Origin of the sequence: Vibrio sp. 10N.222.48.A3, from assembly GCF_041475345.1 — a bacterium.
In the GTDB taxonomy this organism is placed as follows: domain Bacteria; phylum Pseudomonadota; class Gammaproteobacteria; order Enterobacterales; family Vibrionaceae; genus Vibrio; species Vibrio tasmaniensis_A.
In genome coordinates, this window is sequence record NZ_JBFRVX010001277.1 from 1 (window position 1) to 849 (window position 849).

Here is an 849-nt window from a genome sequence, read left to right on the forward strand (position 1 = left end):
TTCCAGAAGCGATTGTCAGCGTTCCTTGGAATTGTTCAATTAATCGAACCAAATGAGCTAAGCCCAAGCCTTGGTGGTGGTTTACTGTATAATCTGAACCAATACCACCACCGTAAGGAGAGTTACCTATGTGTTCTGGTGGTAATTGTTGAGCCCATGGGTCGCTGTCATCTGCATGCTTTGTTGAGTTCCCTTCTTCTATACACCAAAGCAACGCTTCTTGATCACATGTGATGCCGTGTAACTGAGCTTTGCCTGAACGTCTCATTTCTTCTAAGAAACCTAAGCCTTTATCCGCGATCGCAAACTCTAAGTGAAAGTCCGTCTTGTTAGTCCCAGGAACTGCGTTTTTTTGCGCCATAGAAAAGCCCGTTGATTGGCCATGTGACCATACATTGTCATGCAACTCGCCTACAACATGATACAGCTGAACTAACCCGTCGGGAGAAGGACCTTCAACGTTGTCAGTGAAATGACGTAAGCAGCTGTTTATAGATGTAGTTACATCGTCAGTTGCTTCTGCTGAACATAGCTGGGTTATAGGAGTGTAAGTTACTCCATTCTTTATTCTTACCGGTTCCGGACAATTCCAAAGGATATGGTTCAAACCTAAAGTTCTGAGGTATCCAGCTATTTTTGGATCACAGTCAAAATTACGCTCAGGAGTTCTCTTGTCTTTGAGGTACGCTGTTAGTGTTGATAAAAAACCCGGAGAATAAAAATCCTTAGCGAGATAGTAAGCGTTATATTCATGTTCGTAATCCTCTGGAATTTCTTTCAGAGCTTCGCTAAGTCCTTTTCCCATAGTGGCCTCTTGGTGTGCATATTAACTTTTTGACAATATTGGGT

Annotated in this window: 1 protein-coding gene; it reads right to left on the minus strand. The window is 42.8% G+C overall.

The genetic code is table 11. The features are described from left to right. A partial coding sequence (locus tag AB4653_RS25645) for a hypothetical protein (protein WP_372105635.1) occupies positions 1-805 on the minus strand: 805 nt, incomplete at its 3' end. Positions 806-849: the final 44 nt, after the last annotated feature.